The sequence below is a fragment of the Nocardia sp. NPDC001965 genome (assembly GCF_053594175.1).
The window spans coordinates 15,546-33,394 of the sequence record NZ_JBSFDZ010000017.1 but is presented as its reverse complement, the minus strand read 5'-3'; the positions used below and the strand labels follow the sequence as shown (position 1 = coordinate 33,394).

The window sequence follows — 17,849 nt, the reverse complement described above, 5'->3', positions numbered from 1 at the left end:
TCCGCGAACCCGGCAATGGCTACACCCAGACCGACGCCATCGTGAACGGATGTCCGCGTAGCCCGGACCATTTGGGTTTCGCGGCGATCCACGTGTCGTCGATCGAGCTCTCGGCGAGTTCGGCCAGCTGCCAGCCGACGGCGGACGCGGCCGTCACATGGTCACTGAAGGTGTGCAGATGGGTGGATATGGCCAGCGGTTCACCGTCGGAGCCGGTGTAATGGGTGGGCATACCGGTGACCATCATGAACTGCGGATGGTAGCTGACCAGCACGAACATACCGCCCGGCGTGGCCAGTCTGCGTGCCTCGGTGTAGAAGGGGGCGAGATCGGGCAGGTGCTCGTCGATCAGGGCGGAGATCACGAGATCGTAGGCGGCGCCGGGGAATCCGGTATCCCGGGCGTCGCCGAGCGCGAGGACGGAGTGGATATCGCGGTCGCGTGCCCGCGACAGCATTTCCGCGCTGAGATCGATGCCGTCGATACGGGCCGGGCTGTGCCGGCGCAACCAGGCCGCGGTGCGCCCGGTGCCACAACCCAGGTCGGCGGCTCGCCGCGCGGCTTTCCACGCCGGGCGGCGGAGGCGTTCCAGTAGCGCGAGATCCATGAAATCGAGAACTGTCCGGTCGTAGGTGGCGGCCCAGCCGTCGTATCCGGTGGCCACATCGACGGTCCGGTAGTGGCGCCGGTCGAATTCCGCGAAGGCTGGCATGGCCATATCTTGTGAGTGGGCCCGCCCGCCGCGCAATACATTTCCGAGTCGGCGTACCGGATCAGGCGAAATGGGATTTGTAGATCTGGCCGTGCACGCCGACGGTGCGGTCCACCACCTGGGATACGGTGAAATCCGCCGCCGCGGAGAGATATGCGTAGGCGGTGGCGCGGTCCATCCCCTTCGCCTCCTCCAGAAAATCGAGCGCGTTGACGACCGCGCGGCGCATGGCGATGTTCAGATCGCTGGACTGGCCGTTCTGCGAACCGTCCGGGTCGGAGAGGCCGATGGGGATCCAGGCCTCATCGGTTTCGCCGAACGGGTACCGGTAGGCGACCTCGGGCGCGTCCCCGGAGCCGGGTTTGCAGACGGTGAGGCGGAATGTGCCGCGCAGCGAACCTTCCATCGCGGTCAGCGCGGCTTCGCCGTCGCCCATGGCCATATGGGGGTCGCCGACGTAGAACAGGGCGCCTTCGGCGAAAACCGGCAGGTAGAAAGCGGAACCGGCGCCGAGGAGCCGGATATCGATATTGCCGCCACCGCGCGTGGGCGGAATCGAATTGGCGGAAGCCGCTTTCGGGTCCGCATCCGGTGCGAAGGCCACGCCCATCATGCCCATGAAAGGCCGTAGCGGGAACCGGACCTTCGCTGCCCCGAAGGGCATGACGCCGAGGCCCGATTCGATGGCGGTGAAGGTGGAGACATTGCCGTAATCGCGCGGATCGCCGGTGGGCCGCCGGTCGGTGGCCACCGGCGGCATCACCTCGTCGAGCGAGATACCGGCCGGTGCCTCGCCGTTGGCGGTCCGGGCCAGTGCGCCCTTGCCGTGCCGGCTCGATACGATGCCGTAGGGCACCCGGGGGACCGCGCCGAGGGTCTCGATCTTCAGTACATCGCCCGGCCGGGCGTCTTCCACGAACACCGGGCCGGTGACGATATGCGGGCCGTCCTTGTCGAAATCGCGGGGGGTGCGGTCGTAGCCCTCGGCGATCGCGATCGCGTCGGCGAGCACATCGTTCTTCGCGACCCCCTTCGCACCGAAGTACGCCAACGGGTCGCGACCCTGGTCTTCCAGGATTCCCTCGTGGGAGACGGCGTCGATGGTGACGGTCTCGCCCGATTTCATCCGCAGCACCTCTTTGCTGTGGATGTTGGGCACATACCCCCAGAGCACCTGGTCCACTTCCGAACGCAGATAGTGGTCGCCGGGGATATCGCCCTGGCCGGGTTGCAGGATCGGCACACCGCCGCTGAACGGGAGCGCCGGGGCGGAAGTCGACACGGGGTTCGCGGGAGTGCCCGATGTGCAGGCGGTCGCGGTCGCCGCCGCGCTCACCGCCCCGACCGCCGCGGCCGCGCGGAGGAAACCCCGCCGGCCCAGACCGCGCACGAGGGTCTCGGCTGCTTCGCGGGCGAGGGGATCGGTCATGGGTACCTCCGGTGCTGTCTGGGCGAGCGTCCGGAAGGTATCGAGACAAAATTTCCATTCTGTTTCTTATTCGTGTCAGGGGCCGTTCACCGCCGGACTGTGCCGCAGCGCTCACCGAATCGGCCGGTGATCGCCCGCGGAGGGCCCTCGCCCGGGGGTTCGCGCGCTACATTCGGGGCATGCCGACGTCGAAGAATCCGCTCCGCCGGGTCGCGTGGCTCGTACTCGGCCTGCTGTTCGCCGGTGCGATTTCGGCGCCGGTCGCCGCGGCGGAACCGCCCGCCCGGATGGATACCTATGTCGAGGACCGGGTAGGTGCTCTCGGCACCGGCGACACCGACCGGGTACGGGCGGCCGTCGATACCCTCTACGCCGATCGTCAGGTGCGTCTCTGGGTCGTCTACGTGGGCGATTTCGCCGGTGACAGTCCCCAGGACTGGGCCGCGCAGACCGCACGGATATCCGGATTCGGCGACCGGGACCTGCTGCTCGCGGTCGCCACCGGCGATCGCGCGTACGCCTTCGACGGTGAACTGCCGAGCGGGGTGAGCGAATCCGAACTCGACCGGATCCTCGTCGACGACGTCGAACCGGCGCTGCGCGACAGCCGATGGGCCGATGCGGGTGTGGTCGCGGCGCAGGGTATCGACTCCGCGGTGGGTGGTGGCGGAGTGAGTCTCGGGCCGGTGCTGGTGATCGGCGCGCTGATCGTGCTCGCGCTGGCCGGTCTGCTCCTGTACCAGCGCTACCGGCGGCGGGCGCGTGATCGGGCCGAACTCGAGCAGGCCCGGGAGACCGACCCCACCGACCCCGCGGCACTCGCCGCGCTACCGCTGGAGGCGCTGCACGGCCGTTCGCGCGAGATGCTCGTGGAGATCGACAACGCGGTCCGGACCAGCACCGAGGAACTGGACCTCGCCCTGGGGGAATTCGGCGAAACAGCCGTGCTGCCCTTCCGTATCGCACTGGACAATGCGAAGGCCGCCGCCGCGAAAGCCTTCACGATCCGGCAACGTCTCGACGACGCCGTACCGGAAACACCCGACGAACAGCGCACGCTGCTGATCGAGCTGATCACCAGCGCCGGACACGCCGATCGCGAACTAGACGCCCGCGTCACCGAATTCGACGGTATGCGTGATCTGCTCATCAACGCGCCGTCGCGGCTCGACGCCCTGACCCGCGATATCGTCGATCTCACCGGCCGGATCCCGGCCGCGGACACCGAACTGGCCCGGTTGGCGGGCACCTATACGGCCAGTGTGCTCGAACCCATCCGCGACAATGCCACCATGGCGCGGGAGCGCATCACCTTCGCCGACGAATGTATCGGCGAGGGACGCCGGGAACTCGGGAAACCCGTGGGTGAGCAGGGTGGCGCTGTCGCCGATATCCGGGCGGCCGAAAGCGCGATCGGGCAGGCCCGCACGCTGCTCGACGCCGTCACCGGGGCGGCGGCGAATATCCAGCAGGCACGGGCCGGCCTGCCCGCCGTATTGGACGAATTGCGTGCCGACCTCGATACCGCCGCCGATCTCACCGAACACGGCGGTCCGCAACTCGCCGCGGCCGTCGCCGCCGCGCGGACCGTACTGGACAGCGCGGCGACCGCCGCCGAAACCGACCCGCTGAGCGTTTTCCACGATGCGGTGGCCGCCGACGGCGATCTGGACCGTGCGCTGGCCGCGGCCGGCGAGCGCAAACTGGCCGCCGAGGATCTGGCGCGCCGCCTGGAACAGGCTCTCGGAGACGCGGCTGCCCGGGTCCGGATGGCCACCGATTTCGTCAGTACCCGGCGTGGTGCGGTGGACGCGGTGCCGCGCACGCGGCTGTCGGAAGCTCAGCGTCACCTCGACGAGGCGGTGCGGCTGCGCACCGAGGACCCGGCCGTGGCTCTCGATCATGCCCGTTCCGCGGCCGATCTGGGCGGCCGTGCCCTACAGGAAGCACAGGCCGGCGTGCGGACTTGGGAGGCCGGCCGGCCGTCGGCGGGTGGCGCGCAGGCGGGTGCGATCCTGGGCGGCATCCTGATCGACAGCATGCTGCGTGGCGGCATGGGCGGCGGCATGGGCGGAAGACCCGGCCGCCACGGCGGCTACCGGGCCGGGTCTTTCGGTGGGTCGGGCGGTTCCCGGCGGATCAGTCGTGGTGGGCGCTTCTGATCTCAGCTGCCGGACGACCGGCTGACCGTGGGAACGAAGCGGTGCAGCAGGGCCGTTTCCGTATCCGGGTCGGTGGGCCACAGCAGCAGCTGGAGTACAGAGCGAATGAGCCAGGTGGCGGCCAGCGGGTCGTCGCGCGGGAATCCGACCAGATCGGCCGCGACCCGGATCAGGGCCGGCGATTCGGCGAAGGTCACCACAGCGCCGGGGCCGTGCTGGGAAGCCAGGAACGCCATGACGACCGGATCGGCGCGGATCTCGCTGAGCGCGACGGTGAGCGCCGTGTGAATGCGATCGGCGCCCGTGCGGTCGGTGACGGCGGCGTGGATGCGGTCGGTGATGTGGGTGGCGGCCCGGGTGAGGACGGTTTCGCGCAGATGGGTCCGGCCTCCGGTGTGCCGGTAGACGGTGGCGCGGGAGCAATGCGCGTGCCGGGCCACGGAGTCGACGTCGAGCCGGTCGAAGCCGTGGCGCGCGATGAGGTCGGCCGCCGCAGCGTAGATGTGGTCGGCTGCCGTGTCGTGCCGGGTGGCGCCCAGCAGCCAGTCCCAGTCTCTGCCCATCGTCTCAGTATGAGACGAAGGCATTGCGATTCTGTGGGTATCTGTGCAGCTGGCTCTATCCATATGAGACAAGTGGACGCCCTGATGAGCGATTGCGTGTATCGACTTCGGTCGCAGGACTTGTACCGGTGTGGTCGGGACGGTCAGCGTGGAGTTCATGCACGAATTGGGCGATCCGTATCCGTTCTACGAACGATTGCGTCGCGAGGACCCGGTCCATCGGGTGGGTGACTCGCGATTCCATCTCGTCGCGACCTGGGATCTGGTGACCGAAGCGGCAACCCGGCCCGACGATTTCTCCTCGAATCTGACCGAGACGATGATGATCCACCCCGACGGCGCGGTCACCGAGATCGCGCTCGCTCCTTTCGGCGACGCCGGGCATGTGCTGGCGACCGGTGACGATCCCGCCCATCGAGCGCATCGCAAGCTGGCGCTTCCCACACTGACCGCGGCCCGGGTCCTCGCGCTGGAACCCTTCGTCACAGCGACACTGGAGCAGGCGTGGACCGGCGGCGACCACATCGACTGGGTCGCGGCAGTGGCGCACCGGCTGCCGATGGCGGTGGTGGCTCGGCTGCTGGGTCTGTCCGACTGCGATCCCGGCACCTTGCTCTCGTGGACCTTCGCGGCTACCCAGCTGCTCGATGGAGTGGTGAGCGCTGATCAGGTCGCGGCGGCGACCGTCGCGGCCACCGAGATGGCCGGCTATCTGGCCGAATGTCTGGACTGAGCCCTTTCCCGTCCGGTACCGGGCGTACTCGGTGACCTGGCGCGGGCCGTGGCCGAGGGAACGATATCGACCGGTACGGCGGTACTGATGCTGGTGCAATTGGTCGCCGCCGGTGGCGAATCCACTGCGGCGCTGCTCGGGACCGCAGCCCGGGTGCTCGCAACACGCCCGGATCTCGCCACCGCATTACGCGCCGATCCGGAGCTGATCCCGGTTTTCGTCGACGAAGTCCTCCGGCTGGAATCGCCGTTCCGCGGGCACTACCGTCATGTCGTGGCGGATACCGCCCTCGGCGGTGTCGATCTCCCGGCCGGGTCGCATCTGTATCTGCTGTGGGGGTCGGCCAATCGCGATCCGGCCGTATTCGACGATCCGGACGAGTTCCGGTTGGACCGCCGCCGCAGTCATCTCGCCTTCGGCCGGGGTATCCACTTCTGTGTGGGTGCCGCGCTGGCCCGGCTCGAGGCCCGCGCGGCCATCGGCATGCTGCTTCGCGAGACCCGGGACTTCACCGCCGTCGATCCCGAACCCGACTGGGTGCCGAGTCATCTGGTGCGCCGGCTCGCCCGTCTCGACCTTGCGATAACTCCCGCCTGCTCGGCTGCGCTGGGTGGGATCCGCGGCCGGTACACCGGATTGTGAACGGAGAAGCCAGTTGTCGACCATCGAGGTCACCGAACCCGGTATCCGGTCGAAATCGATCGGGCGCCCAGGGATCAGAGCTCTGCTCCGGCTTGGTCGACGTAGGTGGGCCAGCGATCCCGCTCGATCCGGTGGAAACCACCGGCACCGGCAAGGAAAGCGCTGGACAGGACCACGTCCGGGCGCAGGGCGGCGAGGGTGTCCAGCGCAGTGCGCAACCCGTCCTCATCGCTGTAGCCGGGTATGTAGCCGGCGCGCCAGAGGCCGTCGTCGTAGCGGAGAAATGTGTCGCCGGTGAACAGATAGCTGCGGCCGCCGTGGCCCGGGACGAGATAGCAGGTGCTGCCCGGCGAATGCCCCGGTGTCGGGATCACTTCGATCCCGACGTCGTCCACCTTCCGTTCGGCGAGTGGCACATCGATGGGAGCGAAGGCTTCGATCTGCCCGGCCTCGGCGGCCGGGGCGTGCAGCCGGCTGCCGAACTGTTCGGATACCGCGCGCAATACGGGCCCGGCCTCGTCCTGATGACTCAGATACTGGCGTGCCACACCACCGAGTTCGGCGAGGGCTTCGAAATCACCGGTGTCGCCGGGAGAGTAGAAGAGGACATTGTCCCCGGAGGGCGGAGTCCACAGGTAGGCGTGGGTCCGCGGGCCGCCGGGGACGACGAATTCGCGGGTCTCCCACAGGTCGGGAAGTATCCGGCGCATGGTCGTGCCGGGCCGGTCGGCTTCGGTTCGAGTCGTCGAGTCGCTGGGCATGAACCGAAGCTATTACCCCAATGTTGGTTCAGGTCAAGGCCGCGTTGCCGGTGTGGTCATCGGCGATTCCACCCCTGGGCGTGACGTGATGAGCGGAACCAACTGTTCGTCGGGGTCCCATGCGCCGTGGTGGCCGGCCATCGACGATTCCAGCGGTTCACGTTCCGGGCGCACCAGCACACAGCGACCCCGGGCCACCACCACCACCTCGCCGATACGATTCGTGATCACCGGCCCGGGCGGGGTGGGGCCGAACCAGTGCTCGTCCAATGCCTGCTCACGACTCACCACCTGCGCGTGCTCGGACAGCTCGCGCTGCCAGCTGTCCAGGACATCGGGAAGTGCGGCGGGGTGGTCCAGGTAGAGATGGCGTACCCGTGCTTCGCCGGCGACGAGGCGTACCCCGTGGTGCAGCCCGTTGTGCGCGTCGAGATCGATGAAGGTGTCCGCCTGGATCATTCCGTGGTCTCCGGTCACCAGCAGGGTGCAGGTATCCGGCAGGTCGGTGAGCAGTCCGGCCGCGAAGGCGTCGATATCGCGCAGTACGGCCAGCGCCTCCGGTGATTCGGGTCCGTACAGATGCCCGGTCGAATCGAGGTCCGGGAAGTAGGCGTAGGCGAACCGCGACCCGGTACCCCGATGATCGGCGACTGCCAGGATCCCGGCCCGGACCTCGTCGAGGGTGGGGGCCGGATGCAGGGTGCCCGGGGCGCGGAAAGCGGCCCGGGTCAGCCCGGAGCGGATCTGGTATTCCGGGACCACATAGTGCACCTCCACGCCATGCGCGGCGAGGTCCTGCAGACGGCTCGGGCCCGGCTGTGCGGTTTCGGGCGGAAAGGTCTCGCGCGCGTCCTCGCCGGTCGCGGAGTCGAATCGCCAGCGCAACGGGTTGAACAACCGGACCCCGGCGGAGTCTGGTACGGCGAAGCTGTAGCCGATGATGCCGTGCGCCGAACAGGGAGCGCCCAGTGCCAGACTGGCGAGGCTGGTCGCGGTGGTTGCCGGGAACCCGGCGGTGAGCGTGGTGGAGATCCGGCCCGCCAGCGTCGGCGCTGTATCGCGGTGCCGCGCCAGCAGTTCGGCGCCGAGTCCGTCGATCAGCAGCAGCACCACATCGCGGTTGGGTTCGAGCGGTAGCGGTCCGGGCGTATTCATCCCGAACGACGCGGCGACGGACGGCAAAATATCGGCGAGTGTGTTCCGCACCACTGCAATGGTGCAGTATTCGCGGTGATTCCGGTGTGCAGCGGGCGGGACACCGCCTCCCGTTCGGGACAGCGCTCCGATACCGATGGTGACGGTGAGGTCCGGTTTCCGCCGGAATCCGGGCCGCGATGTTCCTAGCGTCTGTGCTGTGAAAACCGAATCGACCCTGGATATCCGGACTACGGTGTTGCGCGCTCCCACGGTGTGGTTCATGGCGCTCGCCGCCGCGCTCGGTACCGCGAGTATGTACCCACTGCAACCGGCGGTCGCGGAAGTTGCGGATTCCCTGCACACCTCGCCCGCGGTGATCGGTACCGCGCTGGCCTGCGGGCCGATCGGTTATCTGGTGGGGCTCGCGCTGCTGGTTCCGCTGGTCGACCGGTTCGCGCCGCGGTCGGTGGTGGCGGTGCAGTTCGCCCTGCTCGCCGCCGCGCTGGCGGCCGGCGCGGTGGCCGGATCGTCCTGGCATCTCGCGCTGGTCACCGGGCTGGTCGGCGCCGGCTCGGCGGTCGGCGCGCAATTGAGCTCGGTCGCCGGTCGTTTCGCGGAACCAGGGCGGCGGGCCACGGTACTGGGCGTGGTGACCGCGGGTATCTCGGCCGGGATCCTGGCCGGGCGGATCGGCGGCGGGTGGCTCACCGATTCGCTCGGCTGGCGCGTGATGCTGCTGGTGTTCGCGGTAGCGTGCGCCGCCGCGGCGGTCGCCGCCCGACGAGTACTGCCTGCCGCCGAAGGGCCGGCAGGTCGTGGTTACCTCGCGACCTTGCGCGGGATCCCCGGGCTGTTCGCGCGGTTCCCGGTACTGCGGGTGGCGGCCGGTCGCGGAGCCCTGTGGTTCTTCGCCTTCTGCGCGGTCTGGGCGGGACTCGCGGTGGCCCTCTCGCAACCGCCCTTCTCCTTTTCGCCCGCGCGGATCGGCCTGTTCGCCCTCGCCGGCCTCCTGGGAGTCGTCGCGACCCGGATCGCCGGAACCTGGACCGATCGGGTCGGCGCGCGCCGGGTGATCCTGGTAGGTCTCGCGCTCGCCCTCGCCGCGGTGGTGGTGCTGGGTGCGGGCTTGTCGAACACGATCGTGACGCTGGTCTGCCTCGGTCTGTTCGATGCCGGGCTCTTCGCGGCCCAGGTGGGCAACCAGAGCACGGTGCTGGCCGTCGATCCCGCTGCGCCTGCGCGGTTCAACAGCGCCTATATGGTCGTCTACTTCCTCGGGGGCAGCGCGGGTACCGGGTTCGGTGCGGTCGCGGTCGGCTGGTTCGGGTGGAGCGGCCTCGCCGCGGTCGCGGCGGGGGCGATCGCAGTGGCTGTGGCGTTCACCTGGTGGATCGGGCGGCCGGAACGGATTACGGCGACTGCGCGCAACTACTGAGCGGAGTGCGGTATCGGGCGTTGTCGGCCGGAGTGCGCGGAATGTTTACACCGGCGAATTGGTTAGATTGCATCATGCATGTTATGTGTATTATGCACATCGGTCGATCGTTCACTTATCGAGGAGCACGCTCGTGACCAAACCCGAACCCGTCGTCCGCCCCGCGGCGGTACTGGCGGTGCTCGCATTCGCCGGGATCGTGGCGTCGTTGACGCAGACCCTGGTGATGCCGTTGCTCGGGCAGCTACCGGAGATCCTGGACACCGAACCCTCGAACGCGACCTGGGTGGTGACCGCGAGCCTGCTGGCCAGCGCGGTGACGACCCCGGTCGCCGGCCGGCTCGGTGACCTCCTCGGCAAGCGGCCCGTTCTGGTGGGATCAGTGGTCCCACTCGTGATCGGCTCGGTGATCTGTGCCGTGTCCTCGTCGCTGTGGCCGATGCTGATCGGGCGTGGTCTGCAGGGGATGGGCGTGGGCCTGATCCCGGTCGGTATCGCCGCACTACGCGATCTGTTGCCGCCCGCCAAACTGGGTTCGGGTATCGCGCTGATCAGTTCGTCGCTCGGTGTGGGTGGCGCGCTCGGTCTGCCGCTGGCCGCCGCCGTCGTCGAATACAGCAGCTGGCGGTATCTGTTCTGGGGTGTCGCGGCGCTGGCCGCGGTGGCCGGTGCACTGATCTTCTTCGTCGTTCCCGCGACCCCGCCGCGGGCCGAACGCGGCCGGTTCGATGTACTGGGCGCGCTCGGCCTGGGCGCCGCGCTGGTCTGCCTGCTGCTCGCCGTGTCCAAGGGTGCGAGCTGGGGCTGGACCAGCGCCACCACGATCTCCCTGTTCGTCGCCGCGGTTGTGGTGCTGCTGCTGTGGGGTGTCTGGGAGCTGCGTTCGCGTGATCCGCTGGTCGATCTGCGGGTCACCGCCCGACCGCGGGTACTGCTGACCAACGCCGCCTCGATCGTCATCGGTATGTCGATGTTCGCGCAGGCGCTGATCTTCCCGCAGCTGCTGCAGTTGCCGGAGGCCACCGGCTACGGTCTCGGCCAGTCGATGGTCGCGATGGGTCTGTGGATGGCGCCGGGCGGGCTCATGATGATGCTGTCCTCGCCGCTGAGCGCGAAATTGTCGGCGCTGGCGGGGCCCAAGGTCACCCTGGTCTTCGGCGCGGTCATCATCGCGGCCGGTTACGGCACGTCGGTACCGCTGATGGGCAAGCCCTGGGGTCTGATGGTCGGCGCCATCATCATCAGCCTGGGTGTGGGTTTCGCCTACGGCGCCATGCCCGCGCTGATCATGAGCGCGGTACCGATCACCGAGACCTCCGCCGCCAACAGCTTCAACACCCTCATGCGTTCCATCGGCACCTCGGTGGCCTCCGCGGCCATCGGCGCGGTGCTGGCCGAGATGAGCACTGCTTTCGCCGGCGGCATCTCGGTACCCACGGAGAACGGTTTCAAGGTCGGCATCCTGATCGGCTGCGGTGTCGCGGCGGCCGCCGCTGTCATCGCACTGACCATTCCCACCGCCAAACGGGCCGCGGCGGCGGTCGCGCACTCGGATAAAGAGAAGTCCGACACGGTGCACGCGATGGCCGAAGCGGTGCCCGCCGCACCTGCCGGACTGTCGGTGGAAGCCGAACGGGTCGTGGCCGACGCCGAGGCCGGGACGCCGAACGGGGAGCGCGCACCGGCGCCCCGGCACGCCGCCCCCGAACCCGCATCGTTCGCCGCGAGGGGAACCAACGGTACGAACGGCTCGGCCGGGACTGTGCCGCAGCCGAGTGGTAGCGGTTCCATTCTGTTCGGCCGGGTGAACGATGCACGCGGTATCGCAGTGGCCGGCGCCACACTGACCCTGATCTCGCCGTCCGGGCAGCAGCTGGGCAGGGCCCTCTCGGGCCAGGACGGTTTCTACGAGCTGGCCGCCCCGGCCCCGGGCTCGTATGTGCTGATCGCTTCGGCCGAAGGCCGGCGCCCCGACGCCTCCACCGCCGTCCTCGGCAGCAACCCGGTGTCCTACGACGTCACACTCACCACCCTGGCCAGTCTCGCGGGCACGGTCGCGCGGACCGGCGACGGTAGCCCGGTGGCCGGTGCCACCGTGACCGCCCTGGACATGCGCGGCGAAGTCCTCGCCGCCGCGGAATCCGACGGTTCCGGTGTCTTCGACCTCGCGGGTCTGCCCGAAGGCGAGTTCACGATCGCGGTCAGTGCGTTCGGTTACCACCCGACCGCCGTGTCGGCGCAGGTGAGCAGCCGGGAGACCGCCCTGCTCGAGGTGCTGCTGCGCCCGGGCGTGCGAGTGGCGGGCGTGGTGCGCGGCGGCGGCCGGCCGTTGGCGGAGGCCAGGGTTACGCTCACCGATTCGCTGGGCAATGTGATCGAGACACTGGCCACCGATTCGGACGGGTCCTACGCATTCGGCAATCTCGACGGGGGCACCTACACGGTCGTCGCGACCGGCTATGCGCCGTCGACGGCGCAGATACATGTCGGGGAACACGATGTCGAGGGCCTCGATATGGAGCTGCGGGCGGAACCGCTCGCCGACTCCGCCGGCTCGGACGAAGTGGACAGCGAACGGTTCGGTGAACTGCCGGAGGTGCACCGCACCTCTCGGTGAGTCGCCGCTCCAGCGGACAACAGAGAGGGGCTCGGGTCGAAACCCGAGCCCCTCTGTCGTTTCGTGGAGGTGGACGCCGGTAGCCGGGCTCGCGCCCGGGCTACTCGCCGCCGGTACCGCGATCGATCGCCTGCGTGATCAGGCTCACGATCTGCTGTTGACCTGCGGCGAGCATGTCGAACTTGCTGCGCATCTCGAGCGTGAGCGTGTCGATTCGGCTTTCCATATGGTCCATGCGGCCACCCAGCTCACCGACAGTGCTCCGGATGCCGGTGATATCGCCCTGGATGCCGGTGATATCGCCCTGGATGCCGGAGATATCACCGTGGATGCCGCTGATATCACCCCGGATTCCGGTGATGTCTTCGCGGGTCGCATTGTGCAGCCGTAGATTCTGTTCCCGGAATTCCCGGATCTCGGCTCTGATCTCCGAGACATCCCGGTCGGCGCCCCCGGCGAGTACCCGCGCGGCGGCCGCGTCCTGCTCGGTACGCCGGACCCGTTGTTTCAGTTCCCCGATCTCCCCCTCGAGTGCGGCCACGCGCGCGTCGAGGTTCCCCTTCTCTGTCATACGGCCAGAATACCGCGGTGAGCAGGCCGTTCCGGGCCCTGATTTTGTCGTACTCGAGCCAGCTCCTACACTAGACCGGTTGCCAGGGCACTTCTGTGTCCGTGGGCGGCCCCGCGTGGGTGCCCGGGCGATGCGAACTCATCCGGCGGTGACTGCCGTCCGGACCAGCCGAATTGCTGTAGGCCCACGGCCCGCGCCCACTGGCGTGGGTGTTGTATGGGAACCGCAGCGAGAAAGGTGTCGAGGTCGAACTATGACCATGACCGATCCGATCGCAGACTTTCTGACACGTCTGCGCAACGCCAATTCGGCGTACCACGATCAGGTGAAGGCCCCGCATTCGAAGCTCAAGGCGAATATCGCCGAGATCCTGAAGCGTGAGGGTTATATCGCCGATTACCGCACCGAGGACGCGACCGTGGGCAAGAGCCTCGTCGTCGACCTCAAGTACGGCCCCAGCCGCGAGCGCAGCCTGCAGGGTCTGCGTCGCGTGTCGAAGCCGGGTCTGCGCGTGTACGCGAAATCCACCAACCTGCCCAAGGTCCTGGGCGGCCTCGGCGTGGCGATCATCTCCACGTCGACCGGCCTGCTCACCGACCGCCAGGCGGCCAAGCAGGGAGTGGGCGGGGAAGTCCTCGCCTACGTCTGGTAAGGGGAGGTACGGACAATGTCGCGTATCGGTAAAGATCCCGTCGCGGTTCCCGCGGGCGTGGAAGTGACCGTCAACGGCCAGGACGTCGCGGTGAAGGGCCCCAAGGGCCAGCTGTCGCTGACCATCGCCGAGCCGATCAGTGTCGCGCAGGAAGACGGCCGCCTGGTGGTCTCTCGCCCGGACGACGAACGTCGCAGCCGCTCGCTGCACGGCCTGACCCGGACCCTGATCGCCAATATGGTCACCGGTGTCACCCAGGGCTACGAGAAGAAGATGGAAATCTTCGGCGTCGGCTACCGCGTGCAGCAGAAGGGCAGCAACCTCGAGTTCGCCCTCGGCTACAGCCACCCGGTGCCGATCGAGGCGCCCGAGGGCATCACCTTCGCGGTGGAATCGCCCACCAAATTCTCCGTATCCGGGATCGACAAGCAGAAGGTCGGCCAGATTTCGGCGGTCATCCACGGCCTGCGCAAGCCCGACCCGTACAAGGGCAAGGGCATCCGCTACGCCGGCGAGGTCGTTCGCCGCAAGGTCGGAAAGACGGGTAAGTGATCATGGCGCAAACCGAGAATCAGAAGGCCAAGCGCATTCCGCTGGGCAAGGATGCTTCCACTCGCCGGCGGCTGTCGAAGACGCGTCGCCACTTCCGCCTGCGCAAGAAGATCGAAGGCACCACCGCGCGTCCGCGGCTGATCGTGCACCGCTCCTCGCGGCACCTGCACGTCCAGCTGATCGACGACTCCGCCGGTCGTACCCTCGCTTCGGCGTCGACCATCGAGGCCGATGTGCGCGCCCTGGAAGGCGACAAGACCGCCAAGGGCAAGAAGGTCGGCGAACTGATCGCCGAGCGCGCCAAGGCCGCCGGTGTGGAGACCGTGGTGTTCGACCGCGGTGGCCACGACTACCACGGTCGGATCGCGGCGCTCGCCGATGCCGCTCGGGAAGGCGGGTTGAAGTTCTGATGACCAACATGACTGCACATACCTGTGTGAACGGAAGGAACGTCTGATGCCGGGACGTCAGCGGCGTGACGGCGGAAACGGACCCGCCGGACAGAACACGAGCGGACCCGACGGGGGTCGCGACAACCGCCGGGGCGGCGGCGACCGCCGGGGCGGCGACCGTCGTAACGACCCGGCCGAGAAGAACCAACTCGAGCGCGTCGTCGCCATCAACCGTGTTTCCAAGGTGGTCAAGGGTGGTCGGCGCTTCAGCTTCACCGCTCTGGTCATCGTGGGCGACGGCAACGGCCTGGTCGGTGTCGGCTACGGCAAGGCCAAGGAAGTTCCCGCGGCCATCCAGAAGGGTGTCGAGGAAGCACGCAAGGGCTTCTTCCGCGTCCCGATGATCGGCTCCACCATCACCCACCCGGTGCAGGGCGAAGCGGCGGCCGGTGTCGTCATGCTGCGTCCGGCCTCCCCGGGTACCGGTGTGATCGCCGGTGGCGCCGCGCGTGCGGTGCTGGAATGCGCGGGTATCCACGACATCCTGGCCAAGTCGCTCGGAAGCGACAACGCGATCAACGTCGTGCACGCGACCGTTGCCGCGCTCAAGATGCTGCAGCGTCCCGAAGAGGTCGCGGCCCGTCGTGGTCTGCCGCTCGAGGACGTCGCTCCCGCGGGCATGCTGCGTGCCCGTGCCGGACAAGGAGTCTGACGATGGCAGATCTCAAGGTGACCCAGATCAAGAGTTCGATCGGCGCCAAGCAGAATCAGCGGGACAGCCTGCGTACCCTCGGCCTGCGGGGCATCCGCAAGTCGGTGGTCCGTGCGGACAATGCCCAGAACCGTGGGCTGATCAATGTCGTGCGCCACCTCGTAACAGTTGAGGAGGTCTGACATGACCATCAAATTGCACCATCTGCGTCCCGCTCCGGGCGCGAAGACCGATAAGACCCGGGTGGGTCGCGGTGAGGGTTCCAAGGGTAAGACCGCGGGTCGCGGCACCAAGGGCACCAAGGCGCGTAAGAACGTGCCGGCCGCCTTCGAGGGTGGCCAGATGCCCATCCACATGCGGCTGCCGAAGCTCAAGGGCTTCACCAACCCGTTCCGGGTCGAGTACCAGGTCGTGAACGTGGGCGCCATCGCCGAGCTGTTCCCCGAGGGGGGCACCATCGGTAAGGCCGAGCTGGTCGCGGCGGGCGCAGTCCGCAAGAACCAGCTCGTCAAGGTGCTCGGCGAGGGTGAGATCTCCGTCGCCGTTCAGGTCAGTGCGGACAAGTTCTCCGGCTCCGCCAAGGAGAAGATCACCGCCGCTGGTGGCACCGCCACCGAACTGGGCTGACGTTCGCCGGTTTCGACCATCGACATGGTCGGGTCAAGCGCGCAGGAGGTAGCGCAGTGTAACCACGCAGCGCTCCCGACCATGTCGAAAAGACACAGCGGCGCCGGACGAGTGCAGGCTCGTCCGGCGTCACTGTTAGAGTTCAAGTGTTGTCTGCCAAGACCCGTCATGGGTTCGGCGATTCCGACCGGGACACGCTGAAAAATTCCATGGCCTGACCATGTCGTTCGCCAGGAGGATCTGTGCTTTCCGCCTTCGTTACAGCCTTCCGGACTACGGACTTGCGGCGGAAGATTCTCTTCACGCTGGGGCTGGTCGCGTTGTACCGCCTCGGTGCCGCGCTACCGTCACCCGGGGTCGACTACAAGGCGGTCCAAGAGTGCATCGACCTTGTCTCCGGCGGTGAATCCGGCGGTATCTACCAGCTCATCAACCTGTTCTCCGGTGGTGCGCTGCTCCAGCTCTCGGTGTTCGCGATCGGCATCATGCCCTACATCACCGCGAGCATCATCGTCCAGCTGCTGACGGTCGTCATCCCGCGGTTCGAGGAACTGCGCAAGGAAGGCCAGGCCGGCCAGACCAAGATGACGCAGTACACCCGCTACCTGTCGATCGCGCTGGCGATCCTGCAGGCCACCGGTCTGGTGGCGCTGGCCGCGCGCGGTCAGCTGCTCCAGGGCTGCCAGAAGGACATCCTGGCCGATACCAGTATCTTCGGCATGATCATCATCGTCCTGGTGATGACTGCCGGTGCCGCACTGGTCATGTGGTTCGGCGAGCAGATCACCGAACGCGGTGTCGGCAACGGTATGTCGCTGCTGATCTTCTCCGGTATCGCCGCCCGTATCCCGGGTGAGGGCAAATCGATCCTGGACAGCCGCGGCGGCCTGGTCTTCGGCCTCGTCTGTGTGGCCGCGCTGCTCATCATCATGGCCGTCATCTTCGTCGAACAGGGCCAGCGCCGGATTCCGGTGCAGTACGCCAAACGCGTGGTCGGCCGGAAGATGTACGGCGGCTCGTCGACCTACCTACCGCTGAAGGTGAACCAGGCCGGCGTCATCCCGGTCATCTTCGCGTCCTCACTGCTGTATCTGCCGAACCTGATCGCCCAGCTCACCGGGTCCACTTCGGCCACCGATCCCAGCTGGTGGCAGGAGGCGATCCAGAAGTACCTGGTGAACCCCGGCAACCCGGTGTACATCGCGATCTACTTCGGCCTTATCGTTTTCTTCACCTACTTCTACGTCGCGATCACCTTCAACCCGGAGGAACGCGCCGACGAGATGAAGAAGTTCGGCGGCTTCATCCCGGGCTACCGCCCCGGTAAGCCGACGGCCGATCACCTGACCTACGTGCTGAGCCGGATCACCCTGCCCGGCTCCATCTATCTCGGTCTGGTCGCTGTACTGCCGAATCTGTTCCTCGATATCGGCTCGTCCGGTGGGGCGCAGAATCTGCCGTTCGGTGGCACCGCCGTGCTCATCATGGTGAGCGTCGGCCTGGACACCGTGAAGCAGATCGAAAGCCAACTCATGAATCGCAATTACGAAGGGTTCCTCAAGTGAGAGTCGTACTACTCGGACCGCCGGGAGCGGGCAAGGGCACTCAAGCCGTGCTGCTATCGGAGAAGCTGGGCGTACCACATATCTCTACGGGCGATCTCTTCCGCGCGAACATCAGCGAGCAGACCCCCCTCGGTCTTGAGGCCAAGCGCTACATGGACGCGGGCGAACTCGTGCCCAGCGATGTCACCAATCGCATGGTCCGGTCGCGGGTGGCCGAGCCGGACGCGGCGCGCGGTTTCGTGCTCGACGGCTACCCCCGTACCGTCGACCAGGCCGACGCGCTCGCCAAGATCCTCGACGATCTGGGCAGCGAACTCGACGCGGTGCTGTGCTTCGTGGTGTCCGAGGACACCGTGGTCGACCGGATGCTGGCTCGTGGCCGCTCCGACGACAACGAGGAGACCATCCGCACCCGGCTCCGGATCTACCGGGACGAGACCCAGCCGCTGCTGAACTACTACGACGGCCTGGTCGTCTCGGTGGACGGTGTCGGTGAGGTCGACGAGGTCAACGCGCGGGCCCTGGAGGCGTTGGGCCGTAATGCCACGACCGGTTAGTTCCACATCCGGATCGGGCGCCAATCCTTC

General features: G+C 67.6%; 17 protein-coding genes and 2 pseudogenes. 13 read left to right on the top strand and 6 right to left on the bottom strand.

Going from position 1 to position 17,849, the window contains the following annotated elements:
- Nucleotides 1–19: 19 nt before the first annotated feature.
- Together ACWCPQ_RS22640 and ACWCPQ_RS22635 are read right to left on the bottom strand one after the other, a co-directional pair.
- Nucleotides 20–712: a class I SAM-dependent DNA methyltransferase gene (locus ACWCPQ_RS22640; RefSeq protein ID WP_449901980.1), complete on the bottom strand. Its 693-nt coding sequence runs from the start codon at nt 710–712 to the stop codon at nt 20–22.
- Nucleotides 713–773: 61 nt separating this feature from the next.
- On the bottom strand, nt 774–2,141 hold the full coding sequence (locus tag ACWCPQ_RS22635) for an acetamidase/formamidase family protein (RefSeq protein ID WP_449901977.1): 1,368 nt from the start codon (nt 2,139–2,141) through the stop codon (nt 774–776).
- A 179-nt stretch (nt 2,142–2,320) separates the two neighbouring features.
- On the opposite strand from ACWCPQ_RS22635, the gene ACWCPQ_RS22630 reads away from it, so the two are divergent.
- On the top strand, nt 2,321–4,303 hold the full coding sequence (locus tag ACWCPQ_RS22630) for a TPM domain-containing protein (RefSeq protein ID WP_449901975.1): 1,983 nt from the start codon (nt 2,321–2,323) through the stop codon (nt 4,301–4,303).
- A 2-nt stretch (nt 4,304–4,305) separates the two neighbouring features.
- Here the strand turns inward: ACWCPQ_RS22630 and ACWCPQ_RS22625 are convergent, their stop codons facing one another.
- Nucleotides 4,306–4,866 carry a TetR/AcrR family transcriptional regulator gene (locus ACWCPQ_RS22625; protein ID WP_449901972.1) on the bottom strand — a complete coding sequence of 187 codons (561 nt, stop codon included), beginning with the start codon at nt 4,864–4,866 and terminating at the stop codon, nt 4,306–4,308.
- 157 nt (nt 4,867–5,023) lie between these two features.
- Here ACWCPQ_RS22625 and ACWCPQ_RS22620 point away from each other — a divergent pair.
- Nucleotides 5,024–6,241: pseudogene (locus ACWCPQ_RS22620) on the top strand (cytochrome P450).
- Between the two features lie 74 nt (nt 6,242–6,315).
- Here ACWCPQ_RS22620 and ACWCPQ_RS22615 read toward each other — a convergent pair.
- The gene (locus ACWCPQ_RS22615) at nt 6,316–6,951 is read right to left on the bottom strand and encodes an MBL fold metallo-hydrolase (RefSeq protein WP_449902131.1); all 636 of its coding nucleotides are present in this window, start codon (nt 6,949–6,951) and stop codon (nt 6,316–6,318) included.
- Nucleotides 6,952–7,035: 84 nt separating this feature from the next.
- Nucleotides 7,036–8,208: an alkaline phosphatase family protein gene (locus tag ACWCPQ_RS22610; RefSeq protein WP_449901970.1), complete on the bottom strand. Its 1,173-nt coding sequence runs from the start codon at nt 8,206–8,208 to the stop codon at nt 7,036–7,038.
- 148 nt (nt 8,209–8,356) lie between these two features.
- On the opposite strand from ACWCPQ_RS22610, the gene ACWCPQ_RS22605 reads away from it, so the two are divergent.
- From ACWCPQ_RS22605 to ACWCPQ_RS22595, 3 genes and pseudogenes are all read left to right on the top strand, one after another.
- Complete coding sequence (locus ACWCPQ_RS22605) at nt 8,357–9,574, top strand: MFS transporter (protein WP_449901968.1); 1,218 nt, start codon at nt 8,357–8,359, stop codon at nt 9,572–9,574.
- A 133-nt stretch (nt 9,575–9,707) separates the two neighbouring features.
- A pseudogene (locus tag ACWCPQ_RS22600) lies at nt 9,708–11,114 on the top strand (MFS transporter); the annotation flags it as partial.
- A 42-nt stretch (nt 11,115–11,156) separates the two neighbouring features.
- Entirely contained in the window at nt 11,157–12,191 is a 1,035-nt protein-coding gene (locus tag ACWCPQ_RS22595) for an MSCRAMM family protein (RefSeq protein WP_449902128.1), read from the top strand.
- A 100-nt stretch (nt 12,192–12,291) separates the two neighbouring features.
- Here the strand turns inward: ACWCPQ_RS22595 and ACWCPQ_RS22590 are convergent, their stop codons facing one another.
- The gene (locus tag ACWCPQ_RS22590; protein ID WP_449901965.1) at nt 12,292–12,762 is read right to left on the bottom strand and encodes a hypothetical protein; all 471 of its coding nucleotides are present in this window, start codon (nt 12,760–12,762) and stop codon (nt 12,292–12,294) included.
- Nucleotides 12,763–13,015: 253 nt separating this feature from the next.
- Here ACWCPQ_RS22590 and rpsH point away from each other — a divergent pair, with 253 nt between their 5' ends.
- From rpsH to ACWCPQ_RS22550, 8 genes are all read left to right on the top strand, one after another.
- Nucleotides 13,016–13,414 carry a 30S ribosomal protein S8 gene (gene rpsH, locus ACWCPQ_RS22585; protein WP_014981717.1) on the top strand — a complete coding sequence of 133 codons (399 nt, stop codon included), beginning with the start codon at nt 13,016–13,018 and terminating at the stop codon, nt 13,412–13,414.
- Between the two features lie 15 nt (nt 13,415–13,429).
- On the top strand, nt 13,430–13,966 hold the full coding sequence (gene rplF, locus ACWCPQ_RS22580) for a 50S ribosomal protein L6 (protein ID WP_411946291.1): 537 nt from the start codon (nt 13,430–13,432) through the stop codon (nt 13,964–13,966).
- Between the two features lie 2 nt (nt 13,967–13,968).
- A complete protein-coding gene (rplR, locus tag ACWCPQ_RS22575) occupies nt 13,969–14,376 on the top strand; it encodes a 50S ribosomal protein L18 (RefSeq protein ID WP_449901962.1) in 408 nt (135 codons plus the stop codon).
- A 46-nt stretch (nt 14,377–14,422) separates the two neighbouring features.
- Nucleotides 14,423–15,070, top strand: coding sequence for a 30S ribosomal protein S5 (rpsE, locus tag ACWCPQ_RS22570; protein ID WP_449901960.1), 648 nt, complete (start codon nt 14,423–14,425; stop codon nt 15,068–15,070).
- A gap of 2 nt (nt 15,071–15,072) precedes the next feature.
- The gene (rpmD, locus tag ACWCPQ_RS22565) at nt 15,073–15,252 is read left to right on the top strand and encodes a 50S ribosomal protein L30 (RefSeq protein ID WP_028479343.1); all 180 of its coding nucleotides are present in this window, start codon (nt 15,073–15,075) and stop codon (nt 15,250–15,252) included.
- A 1-nt stretch (nt 15,253) separates the two neighbouring features.
- A complete protein-coding gene (rplO, locus tag ACWCPQ_RS22560; protein WP_449901957.1) occupies nt 15,254–15,697 on the top strand; it encodes a 50S ribosomal protein L15 in 444 nt (147 codons plus the stop codon).
- Nucleotides 15,698–15,939: 242 nt separating this feature from the next.
- Entirely contained in the window at nt 15,940–17,262 is a 1,323-nt protein-coding gene (secY, locus tag ACWCPQ_RS22555; protein WP_449901955.1) for a preprotein translocase subunit SecY, read from the top strand.
- Complete coding sequence (locus tag ACWCPQ_RS22550; RefSeq protein WP_039822471.1) at nt 17,259–17,819, top strand: adenylate kinase; 561 nt, start codon at nt 17,259–17,261, stop codon at nt 17,817–17,819. The genes secY and ACWCPQ_RS22550 overlap by 4 nt, the downstream gene beginning before the upstream one ends.
- Nucleotides 17,820–17,849: the final 30 nt, after the last annotated feature.